The following is a 15,346-nucleotide window of genomic DNA, read 5'->3' on the forward strand; positions in this document are numbered from 1 at the left end:
GACCATGAGCCTAGAGCCCCAAATGGCCCCTCTGACAAGTCAATTCCGGCCTGGAACCCAGGGTCGATTCTGCCGCCGGAACACCGGGAACCCACGGGGACGAGTGCCTGTGCCCGTGCGGGTGGATCACCGGGCCCGGAGGACGCGTCGTCCGTGGCTCCGATAGCCTTCCGTCGTGACCGAAGGCGGGGGCGGAGAGCAGCTCGACGGCGATCCCGAGGTGCTGGGCCGGGGCGCCACGCGGGCGTGGGTGGAGCGTCAACTCCCCGATGGGGAACGGATAGCGGGCGACGAGCGGCTGCGCGGTGGTTGGACCTCGGATATGCGCAGGCTCCGCGTCGAAGGGCCTGGTGGCCGACGGGACCTGGTGCTGCGGTCCTTCGTGAAGCCCTTCTTCGTCCAGCACGCGGACGGTCTGCTGTCCCGCGAAGCCGCGATCCTGCGTCTGCTCGGGGCCACGGACGTGCCTGCGGCCACGCTCCTGGACGTGGACGCGACCGCGACGTACTGCGACCACCCGTCCCTGCTGATGTCACTGCTGTCCGGGGCCGTCCGCCTGGACGACCGGGACGCCGAACGCCGGGCCGATCTGCTGGCCGGGCAGTTGGTGCGCATCCATCGGGTCGAGGTCCCGCGCGACGCGAGGCCGCGGGCCTGGCAGGCCTGGACGTCGCCGGAGCGGGTGACGCTCCCTCAGGACACGCTGCGGCCCGAGCTCTGGCAGCGCGCCGTCGACGTCATCCGGCAGGACCCGCCCGCTCACGACTCCTGCTTCCTGCACCGGGACTTCCATCCGGGCAACGTCCTCTTCGACGGTCAGGGCGACGACCTCCGCATCAGCGGTGTGGTCGACTGGGTGGAGACCTCGTGGGGACCGGCCGACCTCGATGTGGCCCACTGCTCGACGGCCCTGGCCCTGCTCCACGGCGTCTCCCTCGGGATGGCCTTCGCGGACCGCTACCTCGCCGCAGGCGGGAACCTCGCCGCGCAGCGCGCGGCGCACCTGTACTGGCGGGTCGTCGACGCCCTGGCCTTCGCGCCGGACGCGGAGAAGGTCGCCGTCCCCTGGCGCGAGCTCGGCCGCACGGACCTGAGCCCCGCCCTTCTGGGCAGCAGACTCGAGGAGTACCTCCACGCTCTGTTCGAGCGCTACGCGTAGGTCGCTGATGCCTGAGTGCCCGGACGTGCGATCCGTCCGCAGCACAGTCCTCCAGGTCCGGCAGCTCGCTGAAGAGGGCAGCCGACCGGCGTGACCAGGCACCGGCGTCGGGGCCGTGATGGCCTCGCCCCGTAGAGTGGCCGCTCGCCCACCGGGAGAGGACTGCGTCGTGCGCGAGCGTTCCGGCATTCTGTTCGTCACCGATCTCGCATATCCGGCGCAGGGACGCCGGTACTGCGACGAGGACATCTTCCTGTCCTCGCGCCTGCGCGAGGACTTCGATCTGGCCCTGTGCCATCCGCGGGACGCGGTCGCGTTGATGGACCGCTTCGATGCGGTCGTCGTGCGCAACAGCGGGCCGGTGCTGTACTACCGGGAGGCGTTCGAGGAGTTCCGCCGGCAGGCCGGTGCGCGCGCCACCCGCGTCTACAACCCGTTGACGGGCCGCGGCGACATGGCCGGCAAGGGCTACCTGGTGGAGCTGACCCGGGCCGGATTCCCGGTCATACCGACCGTCGACCGGCCGGCCGACGCCCACCTGCTGCCGCGCGCCGAGCGGTACGTGGTGAAGCCGGCCGCCGGCGCCGACTCGATCGGACTCTCCGTCGTGGACCGCGCGGAGCTGGCCGACCTGGAGCGAGCGGGCACGCAGGAGCTGCTCGTCCAGCCGCTGGTCGACTTCCGCTACGAGGTGTCGTTCTATTTCGTCGACGACGCCTTCCAGTACGCCCTCCATGCACCGGATCCGGCCCGCCGCTGGGAGTTGACGCCCTACCCGGCAACGCAGGCCGACCTGGCCTTCGCCCGCCGGTTCATCGACTGGAACACCCTCGACCACGGCATCCAGCGGGTGGACGCCTGCCGCACCACCGACGGGGAACTGCTGCTCGTGGAGCTGGAGGACCTCAACCCGTACCTGTCGCTGGACGTCGTCCCCCAGGAGCAGCGGGACGCGTTCGTGGTCGCGATGGCGGACTCGATCCGCCGCCTGCTGCAGGCCGGGAAGGACGCCTGACGGCCCGGCCACGAAGCGGGGGCCGTCACGGTCAGGTCAGAGCGGCGGCCAGGCGCTGCGGGAGGGTGTCGTAGGGGTGGCAGTCGACCACGGGCAGGCGGTGGACGCGGGCCTGGTCGGCGAGCCAGTGGGAGTAGCGGGCGCTGACCTGGGCCCGAGCGGGCTGGGGGCCCAGATCGGGCTCGCGGTGGGCGTAGTTGGCGCCGATGCGCGCGGGGTCGCCCTCGTGGAGGAAGACCGTGTGCAGGCGGCGGCGGTGGGCGGCGGCCTCGGCCGCGGCCCGTGCGGCGGCGCGAGGGGTGAGGTAGTCGCCCTCCACGATGGCGGGCACGTCCACGCTCAAACGGTTGCGCACCACACCGAGCAGGGCCTCGTCCAGGGTGTGTGCGGTGGCGATCTGCAGATCCAGAACACGGTCGGGGCCCAGCTCCGCCTCCGGGTCCCGGTAGGCCGCGAAATGGTGCAGCGCGGGATGGGTCGCCGGCGTCGTGGCCGCCTGGAGCGCGGCCACCACGTCGTCGAATTCGACGGTGAACGCACCATGGGCGGCAGCCAGGCCGGCAGCGGCGCGGCTCTTGCCGACGCCCGAGGCGCCGCCGATCAACAGAACGTCCCAGGAGCGAAGGTCGGTGCGCATACCGCCACGGTAGAGGCCCCGGGAACCCGGCTGAGAGGCGGGTCCGACCATGCCTCCGCCACCGCCACCGCCATCGCCACCGCTATCGCCCGGCCCGGGCCGGCCCGGACGGTGGAAGCAGCTCGACAGCGGATCAGGCCCGTTGTTGACGGATCGCCGGATGCGGGAGCAGCGAGCATGCTCTCCTGAGATGATCTTGAAGCCTTGATTCGCAGACCGGTGTCGCCGTGAGCGGATCAATGGAGGCGACTCCGGCTGAGTCCCTCGCCGGGGTTCGCCGAGGCGTTCGACGCGCGGCTCGCTCCCGGGCACCGCGCCGCGCCGTCCGTCCCCGCCCAGCCGTGATCGACGTTCAGGAGTAGCACGTGAGTCGGACCAGCACGCTGTCCCCCGATGAGTGCCAGGAGGACACCGCCCCGGACCGTCGGCCCTGGCTGGTGCGCCGAGGGTTACTCCTAGAGTCCGGACCCCAGCGCAGACTGGCCCTCGGAGGCTTCATCAACCAGCTCGGCACCGCGGCCTTCCTGGCCACGGCGCCGCTGTACGCCCTGCGGGTGATCGGCCTGCCGATCGAGCAGGTCGGCCTGGGTCTCGGGGTCGCCGGAGTGGTCGGTCTGCTCGCCGGCCCGCCCGTCGGGCACCTCGCCGACCGCCGCGGCCCGCACGGCGTCTTCCTGGTCACCCTGCTGATCCAGGCCGTGGCCATGGTGTCGCTGCTGTTCGCCCACTCGTTCGTGGCGTTCATGGTGGCGGTGGCGGTGACCGACCTGGCCGGTGCCTCGGGGGGCGCGGCGCGCGGGCCGATGATCCGCCGGTTCGGCGGTGACGAGGTGCCGAGGTTCCGCTCCTACCTGCGCTCGGCCGCCTTCCTGGCCAGTACCTTCGGCGCGCTGGCCGCCGGTGTGGTGATCCAGCTCGACTCCGGCTCCGCCTACCGCGCGCTCGTCCTGGCCAACGCCCTGACCTTCGTCGGCTGCGCGGCCGTCATGCTCCGGCTGCCCGGGCTGGAGCCGTTGCCGGCCTCGACCGGGTCGGACCGGTGGCTCGCGCTGAAGGACAAGCCGTACCTGGCGTTCGTCGTGCTGGACGGCATCCTGTGGATCCAGGGCGAGGTGGTGACCTACGCCCTGCCGCTGTGGGTGGTCCTGCACACCCATGCACCTCGCTGGTTCGCCGGCATCGCGCTCGCCGTCAACACCGTGATGGTGGTCGTCCTTCAGATCCGGACCAGCCGCGGGATCAAGGGCGGCCAGGTCGCCGGCCGGGCCACCCGGCGTGCCGGGCTGGCGTTCCTGGTCGGCATGGCGGTCATCGCGATGGCCTCGGACCTGCCGGGCTGGGCCGCCGCAGCGATCATGACGGCCGGAGTCGCCGTCCACACCGTGGGTTCGCTGTGGCACGCGGCCGGGTCGATGGAGTTGCGGTTCCGGCTGGCCCCCGCCCATGCGCAGGGCCAGTACTCCGGCGTGTTCGGCATCGGCATGGGCCTCTGCTACACCGTCGCTCCGGGCCTGCTCGGCCTGCTCTGCCTGAGCTGGGGCGTCCCCGGCTGGCTGGTGATGGGCGGCGTCTTCGTCGCGGCCGGTCTGGCCATGCCGGTCGTGGTCCGGTGGGCCGGACAGTCCCGGGAGCTCGGCGTCTGAGCGGGCGGACCGAGGCCCGGGCCGGTCCGGGACGGTCCGGGCTCCGTTCGAGCGGACCCCGAGCTGCACCGGAGGCCCTGTCCTCACGGCTTCTCGGGCTGGCCGGGCCCAGGACGACCCCCGTCAGCGGGCGTCGCCGGTGAGGAAGTCGAGGAGGATCTACCGGCTGGTCCGGGAGGTCAGGCTGCCGTACGCGTCGTCGAAAGCGTGCTCGGCGAAGGGCAGTTGCCTGACCTCGGTGGGGACGCCCTGCTTCTTGAGCGCGTCGCCGAAGGCGGTGACGGTCTCGGGGCGGGCGCTGCGGTTGCGGTCTCCGACGACGAGGAGGGTGCGGGGCAGGCCGGGTCGGACGTCGGAGGTCGGGGAGACCTCGCGGTAGCGGTCGGGGTACTGCTGCGGGGTGCCGCCGGTGAACATCTCTGCGGCCTCGCGGGTGCCGGCGATGTCCTCCTCCCACATGCGGGTGACGTCCGTGCCGGAGTAGAAGCCGATCACGGAAGCGGGGGGCCGGGGGGTGCCGCCGCCGGGGGCGGTGAGGGTGCCGGCCTGGAGGCGGTAGGCGGTGTTCATCGCCAGGGTGCCGCCCGCCGACATGCCGCCGAGCGAGATCCGCGCGGGGTCGACGCCGTACTTGTCGGCGTTCTTCTGCACCCACTCCATGGCGGCGACGAGGTCCTGCGGGGCCTTGTCCCAGGTGGGACGGTCCGGGCGGGCCAGCCGGTAGTCGACGGCGAAGACGGCCACCCCGTGGTCGGCGAGCCAGCGGCCGGTGCCGCGCAGATCGCTCTTGTCGAAGGTGTGGAAGCCCCCGGCATGGGCGAGCACGACCGCCGGGGCCTTGCCGCCCGACGCCCGCGCCGGCAGGTAGGCGTCCACCTGCAGCGCCTCGCCCTCGGGACTCGCGTACGTCTCGGTCGCGTCGGGCTTCACCGCCGGGTAGGCGAGCCCGGTGAGCACCTCCCCCACGGACACCTGGACGCCCGCTGCCTGCGCGGCCCGGAACTGGACGGCGCCGATCGCCGGCGCGCCCACCGCGCACAGCGCCGTCACGACCGTGACCGCCCGCCCCCACCGCACCAGCCCGAAACGCCACGCCGACGCGGCGAGGGCGGCCGCGACCAGCGCCAGCAGCGCGATGTGGAAGGGGTACTACGCGCCCAGGACCGGCCCGATCACACCCGTCTTGGGAATGGCCGGGAAGTATGCGCCGAGGACGATCGCGGCGGCGAGGAAGGTGAGGAACGAGGCCAGGGCCGCGCAGACGCCCCGCAGGACCCGCACCGGCAGACCCGTACGGCAGGGCCTGCGGATGCGGAGTCCGTGGCTGCGGAACTCGTGGGTGTGGTCATGTCTGCACTCCTGCGAGGTGCGGGGGCGGCGCGATGCCGCCCGCGGAACGTGTCGGGACGCGCACGGTCCTCGACCCCCCACTCGCAGAAGAACAGGTGCCGAACACCGGTTGTCGGACGTCGCCGGGCGCAGCCGAGTGCTGGCGGACCAGGACCCGGCAGCTGCCGTCTGCTCCCCCGGCCGTCACTGCAGCTGCGAACCTACGACGCAGACCTGCCGGTCGGCCTCACCCTGCAGAGCTGTCCTCCCGTCTGGCTCTCAGGTATGAGTCCACACCGCGCAGGAGGCGCTCACGCTCCGGGCGATGCGGCGCGCGCCCCGACCGTCAGCGTGCCGCCCCGTCCGCGCGGGCTGGTTCAGGCCACGTCGGCCGGCAGACGGAGGGCGGCCGGTGGGGTGATGCCGAAGTCGGACTCCAGCAGGCGGAGCAGCTCGTCGGAGTCTTCGATCTCCTCGTGGTGGACGGCTCCGTCGGGTCCGGTCCGGGTGACAGTCTTCGTGTCGAGCAGCAGGTGGTGCCCCGTGGCGAAGGTCCGCTGGACGAAGAGTCGGTGGAAGGGCGAGCGCGGGTGGGTGGCCGTGAACCAGTTGCCCAGCTTGAGGTCCGGGACCGGCACCCGGTCGAGGGTGAAGGCGGTCTGGTCCTCCCACCCGCCGCCCCGGAAGGCCTGCATCACCCACACCGGCGCCCAGCCCTCCGGCTCCTCCACCACCAGGCGGTGGCGGCGCCCGCCGGCCTCGTTCACCTGGCCCGGGACCATCGGCAGCGGTTCCAGCAGTGCGCCGAGGCCGCCGAAGCCGACGTCCGCGAGGTACCGGCCCGGGACGCCCGGTATCTCGACGGCCAGCACCATGTGCGTCCGGGGACGCTCCTCCCCCGGCCGCGCGCCGTACCGCACCCGGCCCGAAAGGCGGGTCACCTGGAAGCCCAACTGCTCCAGGACAGCGCCGAACAGGCTGTTGTGCTCGAAGCAGTAACCGCCCCGCGACGACTCGACCAGCTTGGCCTGGAGATCGTCGAGGTCCAACGACGGCACTCCGCCCGCGACGACGTCCAGATTCTCGAACGGGATGCCTATGACGTGCGCGCGGTGCAGGGAGCGGAAGGTTTCGAGCGTCGGCGCCCGACCACCGTCCCATCCAATGCGCGCGAAGTACTTCTCAAGGTCGACAACCACAAGGACCACTGCCTTTCCACGGAAACATCTGCACCAGAAACCCGCCCCACGACAGCGGAGGCACTCCCCCGCCCACCGGCCCCGCCCCGAGCAGCGGGCGACGAAGCCCGACGACAGGACCGGGTGCCGGCGAAACCACCCACCACACCCCCCACTTGACACCGAGAAACAGCACACGACGGGCCGCAGACCGACACCGACAAGCCGAGGCAACAACCAGCGCCCGCACACACATTCCCCAGGCCGGACCACCCGCACGAGAACGGCAGGGGACCGCCCCCGAAGCCCGAAGGCCCCGGGGGCGGTCCGCACTGAACGAGCAGCGAATCCGCGGGCGTTACCCCACGAACCGGTCCGCGTTCGCGCGGCGCCGTGCCCGGTACAGCAGCACTCCGCCCAGCGTCAGCAGCCCGCCACCGGCCAGGCCCACCGCGGCGAGACCCGCGGGCGAACCCGTGTCCGGCAGGTGACCGCCCCCACCGCCGTGCTTCGGCGGCTCCGTCGGACGAGGAACCTTCACGCAGCCCTCGCCCTTCTCCTTCTCCGGGCACTCCGAGACGGTCACGCACAGCGACACCGGCCGGCTCTCCACCAGCTGGCCCTGCGGGTCACGGGCCGAAGCCTTCGCCGTGTTGATCACGTGACCGGCCTTCGCGTCCTCCGCCGTGACGACGTACGTGCCGCGGCAGGTCGTGCTCCCGCCCGGGTTCAACGTCCTCGCGTCGCAGGTGACCTGCGCGACCCGGTCATCGGCGACAGCGACGTCCGTCAGCACCGTCGTCCCGGTGTTCGTCACCGTGTACGTGTACGTCACGGTGTCGCCCACACGCGCGGAGCCCGACACATCGGCCTGCTTGACGATCGACAGCGACGACGCACCCGACGTGGTCTCCACCGTCGCCTCGCCCGGCGGGCTCTCCACCGGATCGCCTTCCGGGTCCACACCGCTCGCGCGGGCCTTGTTGGTCACGTGCCCGGCCTCGACGTCGTCCTCGGTGATCACGTACGAGCCGTGGCACACCGTGCGGGCGCCCGGGTTCAGGGTCGTCGCGTCGCAGGTCACCGACGTCACGTGGTCGTCCGAGACCGCGATGCCGTGGACGGCGACGGTGCCGGTGTTGGTGACGGTGTACGTGTACTGCACCGTGTCACCCACCCGGAACGGGCCCGCGGCGTCGGCCTTCTTCACGATGGACAGCTTGGCCTCGCCCACCACCGGGATGTCCGCCTCGCCCGGCGGGCTCTCCACCGCACGACCCTCGGGGTCCTTGCCCGACGCATGAGCCTTGTTCAGCACGTGGCCCGCCGCCACGTCCGCGGCAGTGATCACGTAGGAGCCGTGGCACAGCGTGCTCTGACCCGGGTTCAGCGTCGTCGCGTCGCAGGTCACACCGGCCACGTGGTCGTCCGTGACGGCGATGTCGTGGACGGCGACGGTGCCGGTGTTCTTGACGGTGTACGTGTAGTGGACCGTGTCACCGACGTGGAACGGGCCGGCGCTGTCCGCGGTCTTCTCGATCGACAGCACCGCCTCGCCCACGACGGTGACCGTGGCGTCGTCGGGCGGGCTCTGCACCGGCCGCCCCTCGGGGTCGGTGCCGTTCGCGTGCGCCGTGTTGGTCACGTGACCCACTGCCGCGTCCGCCGCCGTGATGACGTAGGAGCCGTGGCAGAGGGTGCTCGCACCCGGGTTCAGCGTCGTCGCGTCACACGTCACACCGGCCACGTGGTCGTCCGTGACCGTGATGCCGTGGATCACCCTGGTACCGGTGTTGGTGACGGTGTACGTGTAGTGCACGGTGTCGCCCACGTGGAACGGGCCGGCGCTGTCCGCGGTCTTCTCGATCGACAGCACCGCCTCGCCCACGACGGTGACCGTGGCGTCGTCGGGCGGGCTCGCCACCGGCTCGCCGTCCGGGCCGGTGCCGTTCGCGTGCGCGGTGTTCGTCACGTGACCGGCCTGCACGTCCGCCGCCGTAATGACGTAGGAGCCGTGGCAGAGCGTGCTCGCACCCGGGTTCAGCGTCGTCGCGTCACACGTCACACCGGCCACGTGGTCGTCCGCGACCGTGACGTTGTGGATGGCCGGCGTGCCCGTGTTGGTGACGGTGTACGTGTAGTGGACGGTCTCGCCCAGCCGGAACGGACCCGCGGAGTCCGCCGTCTTCTCGATGCCGAGCCGCGCCTCGCCCGCCACGGGCAGCCTCACCTCGGCCGGCGGACTCAGAACCGTGTCCCCGTCCGGGTTCGTGGCGGCTGCCTCGGCCCTGTTGGTGAGGTGCCCGAGCGCCAGGTCGGCGGCGGTCACCACGTACGTGGCGTGGCAGGTGGTGCTCGCGCCGAGGTTCAGGGTCGTCGCGTTGCAGGTGACCGGCGTCGCGTGGTCGTCCGTGACCAGGAGCTGGTCGAGCACCGTCTGCCCGGTGTTGGTCACCGTGTACGTGTAGTTGACGGTCTGGCCGACGTGGACGGGGCCTGCCGTGTCCGCCGCCTTGGCGAGGGACAGGGACGACGGGCCGACGACCTCGACGGTGGCCTGCGTCTCCGGGGAGGTGACCGGCTGGTCGTCGGCGATGCCGTGCGCGACCGCGTGGTTGGTGACCTGGCCCGCGTCCGCGTCGGCGGCGGTGATCACGTAGGTGCCGTGGCACTGTGTGCGGTCCCCGGGGGATCCTCGGGGGGCGAGGGTCGAGGAGTCGCAGGTGATGCCGGTGACCTTGTCGTCCGTGACGGAGACGTTGTTCAGCTGCGTGCCGCCGGTGTTGCTCACGGTGTACGTGTAGTGGACGGTGTCGCCCACGTGGAACGGGCCGGGCTCGTCCACGTGCTTGAGGACGTCGATGCTCGGCGGGGCCACCAGCGGGACGTCCTCGGACGCGGGCGGTGAGGTCACCGGGTCGTCGTCGGCCGTACCGGTGGCCTGGGCCGTGTTGGCGACGTGGCCCGCGGCCACGTCCGCCGCGGTGACGGTGTAGGTCGAGGTGCAGGTGACCGTCCCACCGGGTTGCAGCACGCTCACCGGGCAGCTGACCGGGCCCACCTTCGGGTCGTTGACCGCGAGGTTGTCGATCGGGACGTTGCCGGAGTTGGTGACGACGAAGTCGTACGGGATCTTGCTGCCGACCGTCAGGTTCGCGGGCAGGGGCTGGTGGGCCTGCTTGACCAGGTTGAGTTCGGGCAGCGGCTCGTCGGTGTTGATCACCACGTTGCGGATCAGGTGCACGTCGGTGAACAGGCCCGTCGAACCGGCGAAGCCGAACTTGTAGGTCGAGGGGACGGGTTGGGGCGCCGGGGTCTGGAGGACCTGGTGCGGGCCGGTGCCGTCGTTGAAGTCGACGGTGACGGTCAGCACCGGGGTCGGGGCCGGGGTCAGGTGGACGTTGACCCGGCGGCGGGACGGCTCCAGCAGCGCCTGGGCCTGGGCCGGCGTCACGTCGGGCGGGAGGAAGGTCAGCGGGCCCTGCAGTTGGCCCGGAAGCGTCGACGGCCAGGGGCCGGTGGTCGAGAAGTTGCTGGTCGTCGCGGTGAGGAAGCAGTAGCCGTCCTCGTCGTGGCCGGGGCCGCGGACGGTGACCATGTTGGGGCCGGGAGCCGGGACGTGGAAGGCCGTTCCGGCGGGGGAACGGGTGGTGCAGCCGTTGCCGCGGTGCTCCCAGTCGCCGAAGTAGTTGCCGAGGACGTCGAGGCCGACGCCGAGGTAGCCCCGGTCGACGCCGGGCAGGATGGCCAGGTTGGGGTCGTCGTCGGGCAGCTTCTGCGCGTAGCCGAGGCTGCCGCCGAACGCCCCCGGGTGTGCGAGCGAGACATCACCGTTGACCAGGAAGAACGAAATGCCGTCGGCCGGGGTGGCGGGCGTGGTGCTGCCGTACTGCCACTGGTCGAAGGTCACGTCCAGGCCGTTGCCGGCCGGCAGCGCCTGGTCGAACAGCACCGCGCCGTTCTGGTCGTTGGCGGCGTCGGTGATCCGGAGGTAGCCGAACGGCGCGCTGTCCAGCGGCGGCACCGGACCGATCTCCGGGATCGGACAGCCCGTCAGCGGGTGCCCGTCCGGCGGGAGGGGCGTCGTGACGGGTCCGCCGGTGAGACAGGCCGAGCCCACGGCGACGAATCTCGGGTCCGCGGTCGCACCGGTGAAGTCCTCCTGGAGCAGCGGGGAACCGGTGGCCAGGACACGCTCCGGCGCGGCGGCAGCACGGCGCGGGGCGGGGCCGACGGCCTGGGCGCCGAGGGTGGCGGCCAGACCCGTACCGACCAGACCGAGGGTGGCTGCGGCGCTGATGAAGCGGGCCGTGCGGGATCTGAGCCGCCCCGGTCCGCGGAAATGTCTCGTCATGCCCTTGACTATGTGCAGCCACTACCAAGAGTTATCAGTTTGTACTATCTGTGGTCCTAGGGAATCCCTCGGATGCGCCAGCCCGGGATGCCGACCGGGCATCAGTCCCGCCGGGATCATGAGGTCCTGATGGGGAAATCAGGAGTGTCGCCACCGACCCTCGCTCGCCGCATCGCGACCTCGGGGACGTGGCGGGCCGACGGCGGCCGCAGCATCGGCCGACCATGTGTTCGACGGGGCGGCCACCTGCGCGGCGCCGACCGGCCCAGCGGACCGGCCGTCGCTCCACCCACCACCGCACCGAGTCGCGGTGCCCGCGAGCGACGCCGCGCGACCGGAGCCGCCCGGCCGGACCTGCCAGGACGAGGCGCGGCGACCGACAGATCCGAACTCTCACCCACCGTACATCAAGGCACTTCTGACGCTCCGTCAGACTCGCTCGCCGCCAACGCGCGTGCAGCCGAACCGGACCCACCGCCCGATCGACCCGGCAGGCGACGCCGGCAGCCGGGGTCCACCTCCGCTGCACCGCTGGAGCAGCCACCCAAGGGTGAACATACGATCTGATCCTTCTCCGGCGGGACAAGGGTTCATGACGCTTCGTCAGCTCCAGACGGACGCACAGCCCCGTTGCAGGCTTCCGGCTCCCATGTCGTCCTGGAGTCGTCGGGGTCACCACAGGCCCCGCCGCAAAACCGAACTACTCGGAGGAGAATTTCCATGCGTGCTGTCAAGCGTGTCCTGGCCGTCACTGCCCTCGCCGCCCCCCTCGTGATCGGCTGCGCCGGACTCGCCTCCGCTCACGAAGGCTTCCACGAGGGCCCCGAGGCCCACTTCGCCCAGGCCCAGTTCATCGCGAACGAGGAGGGCGCCGGCGAGGCGGCCGTCGCCTCCGTCGTCTCCCCGCACGGCGTCGACCACATCGCCGGCTGGGTGTTCGCGGGCGACGAGGGTGTCTCCGGCTCGTTCACCGACTCCGGCGCAAGCTTCTGAGCGCTCTGACCTCGGCTGAGGGGCCCAGGTCCAAGGGCTGACTCCGAACCGGGCGCCCGGCGGGTATTCCACCCGCCGGGCGCCTTCGCGTTCCGGCGGACCCGACGAGCACCGCGCTCGACGCCGCCGGGAGGCGGTCAGTGCTCGGCGAGGGAGCGCTCGGCCCGGTAGCCGGCGGGGACGCCCTCGACGAGGATCGCGTCGGCCGTCATGTGACGGGTGCGCAGGTGCAGGATGTCCTGATAGGCGGGCGAGTCGTACCAGGCGCGGGCCTGCCGGTAGTCGGGGAACTCGATCAGGATCAGCCCCATCTTTCCCCAACTCCCCTCCACCGTCTCGAACTTGCCACGATGGACCAGGAAGCGGCCGCCGAACGCATCGAGGGTGGCGTCGATCCGCCGGAGGTATTCGACGGTGTCGGCGCAGGGCTCGACGGCGTGGACCTGGGCCAGGGCGTAGGCGGGCATCGTGGCGCTCCCAGAGGATCGGGGTCGGGCTGACGTCCACGACGCTACGCAGCTGCCGAACGGAGGGAATCGGTCACGAATAGGTAGGCCGCTTGGGTGGAGCACCCCAGGTGCACGACCGCATGCAGCGCCGGATCGCAGACGTCCCGCCCGGTTCCGCCCGGTTCCGCACCTCTGCCCGCCCGACGGCCGGGCCGACGCGACGTCGATCGCGTCGGCCGCCGGGGGCCGGTTCGTGGCGGTGGGGTCAGGCCTTCCACTCCCGGGCGAGCATCGCGTAGACGCACTCGCTGCCCCAGCGGTCGCCGTCGAGGTCGCTCTCGATCAGGTGGGCCTCCAGGCGCATGCCGAGGCGCTCGCAGACCCGGGCGGAGGCGGTGTTGAGGGCGTCGAGCCGAGCGAAGACGCGGTGAACTCCCAGGGATTCGAAGGCGGTTGCGGCGAGGGCGCGGGCGGCTTCGGTGGCGTAGCCCTGACCGGCGTACTCCGGGTTGAAGACCCAGCCGATCTCGGCCTGACGGGCGCGGGCGTTGGTGAGGATGACGACGACCTCGCCGAGGACGCCGGGCTGATCGGCACGGCAGACGGCCCACAGGAGGCTGTCCCCGTCGGCGCTCCAGCCGGCGTGGGCGCGGGCGCGGATGGACTCCTCGCAGCCCTCGCGGGTGAGCGCCGGGCGGTAGAGGTAGCGGACGACCTCGGGCAGCGCCTGGTAGGCGTACCGGTCGTCGGTGTCGTCCACGGTGAACGGGCGCAGGATCAGCCGCTCGGTGGCGATGTCGGCCGGGATGGTCGCCGGGGCGTGGAGTGCGGCATCGGTCATGGGTCCCCCTGGTGGTGTCGTCGGGCGGTGGGTGGTTCCACCGTGGCTTCTGCACACCATAGTTGACGTCGGGACAGGGGCGTCGGGCCTGTCGACGGACCTCGGCGCCGGCCCCGTCCCGTCGAGTCGCGACGGTTCAGCAGGGCCGGGGCGAAGGAGGTCACGGCCCCACCCGGAGCGGTGGCTCCCCGCCGCGCCGGGTGGGTGCGGCGGGGAGGGCCGGTCAGGCCCGCAGGTGGAGCGGGGTCAGGTGCTCGGGGCGGATCAGGCGGGTCTCGGGGGACAGTTCACGGGTCCGGGCGATCAGGCCGTCCAGGTCCATGGCGGTGTCCTGGACGGCGGGGTCGGTGAGCGGGCTCTCGAAGGTGTCCCAGTGCACGGGGATCACCGTGCGAGGGTTGTCGAGGGCCTTGAGGATCCGCGGCACGTAGCGGTGGACGCTGTGGGCGGTGCTCTCCGTCGAGATCATGGCGATGTCGGGCTTCAGCCCGGCGTAGTGCTGCTCGACGAAGTCGCCGGCGCCGGTCAGCAGCGCGGACGGGCCGTCGCCGAGGCGGACCTGGAAGGCGAGGGTGTCGCCCTCCGGGAGGTCGCCGATGGTGCGCGGCGCGGTGGCGGTCGGACCGGTGAGCGTGCCGGGCACCCAGTACTGGTGCTTGGCGTTGCGACTGTGCAGGCTGGCCGCCACCTGGACGGTGAACCCGTCGAAGGCGAGGTACTCGCCGCCCTTCACCACGATCAGCTGGTCCGGGTCGACCCCCATCGCCCGGAGCAGGAAGCAGGTGGTGGCCGTTCCGACCACCTGCACGCCCCGGCTCTTTGCGATGTACGGGACGTCGTTGAAGTGGTCCCAGTGGCAGTGGCTGACCAGCACCAGGTCCGGGGTGCCGATGTGGCGGTCGATCAGCTGGGGGGCCACGGTCAGCCGCGTCTTCGGGTTGAAGCCGTCGGTCGGGAACCGCGTGATGTACGGGTCGAACAGCACGGTCTTCCCGTTGCCCTCGATCCGCCAACCGGTGGTGCCGAGCCAGGTGTAGACCGTCTCGCCGCCTCCGCCCGGCGCCGGCCCGGGCTCGGTCGCGGCCGCCGTCCCGGCCCCGGCGGCGACACCCGCACCGGCCATCGGCAGCAGGGCCGCGCCCGCGACCGCCGTACGGAGCAGACCTCGTCGTCCTAACGTGTTGTCGTTCATGCGTGGACGGACGATCCCACCGGTCCGGCCGGTTCCGCGGTCCTGACGGAACATCAGCTTTCCCATGGGCCACGGCTCTGCCCGGGAAAGGCATGTTCTTGCGGAGCTTCTCCCGAACGGGCCGGGACTGGAGGACCGCATCGGAAGGGAGGGGGTCCGTGCCGCGGGGTCGACCGGTGGTGGAAGGATCCGGCTGCTCGGTGAAGTGCCGTGGCGTTTTCGGGGCAGGGAGTGTGCGGGCATGGCGATGTTCCGCTGGGTGTGCACGGCGCTGATCTGGGCGATGTCCGTGCCGCACCTGGTCCGGGTCCTGATGCTGGGCCGCAGGCCGCCGCTCCGCCCCGAGCGCCCGACCTCCCTCGGGCGGTGGACCGTCGGCGCGCTGCTGACGCCGATCGGCTGCACGGTGGGCCTGTTCAGCCAGGCCGGGGGCGCTCCGCTGTGGGCGATCGGCACTGCGATCACGCTGGTCGGCCTCCTGCTGACCGGCTTGGCCTTCCGGAAGCCCCGGGCCCGCGCCTGACGGGGCGTCGGGCGTCTGCGTCGGGCGTCGACG

At 71.9% G+C, this 15,346-nt stretch carries 13 protein-coding genes; 5 read left to right on the top strand and 8 right to left on the bottom strand.

Annotated elements, in window-relative coordinates:
* Positions 1–175: 175 nt before the first annotated feature.
* Together ACI1MP_RS00340 and ACI1MP_RS00345 are read left to right on the top strand one after the other, a co-directional pair.
* Positions 176–1,159, top strand: coding sequence for a phosphotransferase family protein (locus ACI1MP_RS00340; protein WP_404867295.1), 984 nt, complete (start codon positions 176–178; stop codon positions 1,157–1,159).
* Between the two features lie 118 nt (positions 1,160–1,277).
* Positions 1,278–2,174: a hypothetical protein gene (locus ACI1MP_RS00345; RefSeq protein ID WP_404867296.1), complete on the top strand. Its 897-nt coding sequence runs from the start codon at positions 1,278–1,280 to the stop codon at positions 2,172–2,174.
* Positions 2,175–2,205: 31 nt separating this feature from the next.
* On the opposite strand, the gene ACI1MP_RS00350 is transcribed toward ACI1MP_RS00345, so the two are convergent.
* Positions 2,206–2,811, bottom strand: a complete 606-nt coding sequence (locus ACI1MP_RS00350; protein WP_404867297.1) for an AAA family ATPase — start codon at positions 2,809–2,811, stop codon at positions 2,206–2,208.
* Positions 2,812–3,176: 365 nt separating this feature from the next.
* On the opposite strand from ACI1MP_RS00350, the gene ACI1MP_RS00355 reads away from it, so the two are divergent.
* On the top strand, positions 3,177–4,454 hold the full coding sequence (locus ACI1MP_RS00355) for an MFS transporter (RefSeq protein ID WP_404867298.1): 1,278 nt from the start codon (positions 3,177–3,179) through the stop codon (positions 4,452–4,454).
* A gap of 159 nt (positions 4,455–4,613) precedes the next feature.
* On the opposite strand, the gene ACI1MP_RS00360 is transcribed toward ACI1MP_RS00355, so the two are convergent.
* The 4 genes from ACI1MP_RS00360 to ACI1MP_RS00375 form a co-directional block, all read right to left on the bottom strand.
* Entirely contained in the window at positions 4,614–5,504 is an 891-nt protein-coding gene (locus tag ACI1MP_RS00360) for an alpha/beta hydrolase (RefSeq protein WP_404867299.1), read from the bottom strand.
* A gap of 99 nt (positions 5,505–5,603) precedes the next feature.
* Positions 5,604–5,735 (bottom strand): hypothetical protein, encoded by a 132-nt coding sequence (locus ACI1MP_RS00365; RefSeq protein WP_404867300.1) that lies wholly within the window; start codon positions 5,733–5,735, stop codon positions 5,604–5,606.
* A gap of 425 nt (positions 5,736–6,160) precedes the next feature.
* On the bottom strand, positions 6,161–6,982 hold the full coding sequence (locus ACI1MP_RS00370; protein WP_404870742.1) for an arylamine N-acetyltransferase: 822 nt from the start codon (positions 6,980–6,982) through the stop codon (positions 6,161–6,163).
* 337 nt (positions 6,983–7,319) lie between these two features.
* The gene (locus ACI1MP_RS00375) at positions 7,320–11,315 is read right to left on the bottom strand and encodes a lectin-like domain-containing protein (protein WP_404867301.1); all 3,996 of its coding nucleotides are present in this window, start codon (positions 11,313–11,315) and stop codon (positions 7,320–7,322) included.
* A 720-nt stretch (positions 11,316–12,035) separates the two neighbouring features.
* Between ACI1MP_RS00375 and ACI1MP_RS00380 the strand changes: the two genes are divergently transcribed.
* Positions 12,036–12,308, top strand: a complete 273-nt coding sequence (locus tag ACI1MP_RS00380) for a hypothetical protein (RefSeq protein WP_380330475.1) — start codon at positions 12,036–12,038, stop codon at positions 12,306–12,308.
* A gap of 137 nt (positions 12,309–12,445) precedes the next feature.
* Here ACI1MP_RS00380 and ACI1MP_RS00385 read toward each other — a convergent pair whose 3' ends face one another.
* The 3 genes from ACI1MP_RS00385 to ACI1MP_RS00395 form a co-directional block, all read right to left on the bottom strand.
* On the bottom strand, positions 12,446–12,775 hold the full coding sequence (locus ACI1MP_RS00385; protein WP_380330478.1) for a DUF1330 domain-containing protein: 330 nt from the start codon (positions 12,773–12,775) through the stop codon (positions 12,446–12,448).
* Positions 12,776–13,022: 247 nt separating this feature from the next.
* Positions 13,023–13,598 carry a GNAT family N-acetyltransferase gene (locus tag ACI1MP_RS00390; RefSeq protein WP_404867302.1) on the bottom strand — a complete coding sequence of 192 codons (576 nt, stop codon included), beginning with the start codon at positions 13,596–13,598 and terminating at the stop codon, positions 13,023–13,025.
* A gap of 223 nt (positions 13,599–13,821) precedes the next feature.
* On the bottom strand, positions 13,822–14,790 hold the full coding sequence (locus ACI1MP_RS00395) for an MBL fold metallo-hydrolase (RefSeq protein ID WP_404867303.1): 969 nt from the start codon (positions 14,788–14,790) through the stop codon (positions 13,822–13,824).
* A 241-nt stretch (positions 14,791–15,031) separates the two neighbouring features.
* On the opposite strand from ACI1MP_RS00395, the gene ACI1MP_RS00400 reads away from it, so the two are divergent.
* Positions 15,032–15,313, top strand: coding sequence for a hypothetical protein (locus tag ACI1MP_RS00400; protein WP_404867304.1), 282 nt, complete (start codon positions 15,032–15,034; stop codon positions 15,311–15,313).
* Positions 15,314–15,346 lie beyond the last annotated feature (33 nt).

The sequence above is a fragment of the Kitasatospora griseola genome (assembly GCF_044999035.1).
GTDB classification, from domain to species: domain Bacteria; phylum Actinomycetota; class Actinomycetes; order Streptomycetales; family Streptomycetaceae; genus Kitasatospora; species Kitasatospora griseola.

Bases quoted from the DNA above. Each gene is read 5' to 3' on its own strand.
- ACI1MP_RS00345 (WP_404867296.1), top strand. From the start codon at position 1,278: ATGGCCTCGCCCCGTAGAGTGGCCGCTCGCCCACCGGGAGAGGACTGC.
- ACI1MP_RS00350 (WP_404867297.1), bottom strand. From the start codon at position 2,811: ATGCGCACCGACCTTCGCTCCTGGGACGTTCTGTTGATCGGCGGCGCC.
- ACI1MP_RS00390 (WP_404867302.1), bottom strand. From the start codon at position 13,598: ATGACCGATGCCGCACTCCACGCCCCGGCGACCATCCCGGCCGACATC.
- ACI1MP_RS00385 (WP_380330478.1), bottom strand. From the start codon at position 12,775: ATGCCCGCCTACGCCCTGGCCCAGGTCCACGCCGTCGAGCCCTGCGCC.
- ACI1MP_RS00395 (WP_404867303.1), bottom strand. From the start codon at position 14,790: ATGAACGACAACACGTTAGGACGACGAGGTCTGCTCCGTACGGCGGTC.
- ACI1MP_RS00375 (WP_404867301.1), bottom strand. From the start codon at position 11,315: ATGACGAGACATTTCCGCGGACCGGGGCGGCTCAGATCCCGCACGGCC.
- ACI1MP_RS00400 (WP_404867304.1), top strand. From the start codon at position 15,032: ATGGCGATGTTCCGCTGGGTGTGCACGGCGCTGATCTGGGCGATGTCC.
- ACI1MP_RS00380 (WP_380330475.1), top strand. From the start codon at position 12,036: ATGCGTGCTGTCAAGCGTGTCCTGGCCGTCACTGCCCTCGCCGCCCCC.